Source organism: Mycobacterium sp. IS-2888, assembly GCF_001954215.1.
Taxonomy (GTDB): domain Bacteria; phylum Actinomycetota; class Actinomycetes; order Mycobacteriales; family Mycobacteriaceae; genus Mycobacterium.
In genome coordinates this window covers 1-1,617 of sequence record NZ_MBET01000016.1, presented here as the reverse complement: position 1 = coordinate 1,617, position 1,617 = coordinate 1, and the positions used below count along the sequence as shown (strand labels likewise).

General features: G+C 69.5%; 1 protein-coding gene and 1 pseudogene. One reads left to right on the top strand and one right to left on the bottom strand.

Annotation, left to right across the window (positions count from 1 at the left end; genetic code table 11):
• Nucleotides 1-509, top strand: a pseudogene (locus tag A5745_RS02515) (DNA polymerase III subunit gamma/tau); the annotation flags it as partial.
• Here the strand turns inward: A5745_RS02515 and A5745_RS02510 are convergent.
• The coding region (locus A5745_RS02510) for a class I SAM-dependent methyltransferase (protein WP_076114996.1) at nt 506-1,617 on the bottom strand (1,112 nt) is incomplete at its 5' end. The pseudogene A5745_RS02515 and the gene A5745_RS02510 overlap by 4 nt on opposite strands.

Below are 1,617 nucleotides of genomic sequence, written 5' to 3'. Positions count from 1 at the left end.
AGCCGGTCCCTGAAGCGGTCCCCGAATCAGCCTCTGCCCCAGGCGAACTCAACGCCTCCGCGGTACGAACCATGTGGCCGACGGTGCGGGACAAGGTGCGCCAGCGCAGCCGCACCACCGAGGTCATGCTCGCCGGCGCCACCGTCCGGGCGATCGAGGGCAACACGTTGGTGCTCACCCACGCCTCGGCGCCGCTGGCCAAGCGGCTGTCCGAACAGCGCAACGCCGACGTCATCGCCGAAGCGCTCAAGGACGCGCTGGGAGTGAACTGGCGAGTGCGGTGTGAGGCCGGCGCGGCGGAGCCCGCGCCGAGCGCCCCGCCGCCCGCCAAGCCGGACCCTCCCGCGGAGGAGCCCGCCGAAGCGGATTCGGCCCGGCGGGACGAAGAGGAACACATGCTCGCCGAAGCGGGGCGCGACGAGCCGTCGGCGCCGCGCCGCGACCCCGAAGAGGCCGCGCTCGAGCTATTACAGAACGAGTTGGGCGCGCGCCGAATCGATAACGCCTAGGGCTGCCACCACGGCCGCAGCGGCAGATCGTCGTCGCCCCACTCGTCGACCTTGGCCGCCAGCACGTGATGCAGCTGAAGGTTGTTGCGCTCGAAGGCCACTCGTGACGCCGCCATGTACAGGCCCCACACCTTGGCCGTGGGCAACCCGACCTCCGCGACCCCCTCGTCCCAGTGCTCGACCAGATTGCGGCACCAGTCACGCAGCGTCATCGCGTAGTGATGCCGGAAGTTCTCCTCGTGCAACACCTCGAAACCGGCGTCCTGGATGTCGGTGACGATGCGGCCCGAGCCGGTCAGCTCCCCGTCCGGGAACACGTAGCGGTCGGTGAACCCGCCGGCGAAGGGGGTCGACTTGTTGTCGTGCCGGGTGATGCAGTGATTGAGCAGCAGGCCGCCGGTGCGCAACTTCGACTTCAGGAAGCCGAAATAGGCGGGGTAGTTCTTGACGCCGATGTGCTCGGTCAGCCCGATCGAGGAAACGGCGTCGAACCCCGCCTCGCCCACGTCGCGGTAGTCGGAGTGCCGCACTTCAGCAAGCTCCGCGAGTCCTTCGGCCTCGATCGCGTTTTTCGCCCACTTCGCCTGCTCGGCCGACAGGGTGGCGCCGATCGCCCGCACACCGCGACGCGCGGCGTAGCGCACCATGCCGCCCCAGCCGCAGCCGACGTCGAGCAGCCGGTCGCCCGGTTGCAGCCGCAGCTTCTCGAAAATCAGCCGGTACTTGTTCTCCTGGGCCTCTTCCAGCGTTGCGTCGGCGTTGGGGTACACCGCGCAGGTGTAGGTCATGGACGGGCCCAGCACCCACTCGTAGAAGGTGTTGGACACGTCGTAGTGGTGGTGGATGGCCTCGGCGTCCCGGGTCTTGCTGTGCATGACGCCGGCGGCGACCCGGCGCCACCGCGGCGGCGCCTCCTCCGGGGGTGGGGCGACGGGCAACAGGTGTTCCACACCGATCGAGCGGACAACGTTGGCGAGCACCCGCGCCGACGGCCGCCTGAAGTTGACCCTGTCGGTCAGCGCCTTGAGCAGGGGGTACGGATCCCCGGGGGGCACGCCGTGCGCCTGCAGATCACCCGAGACGTAGGCGCGGGCGAGACCGAGTTCGC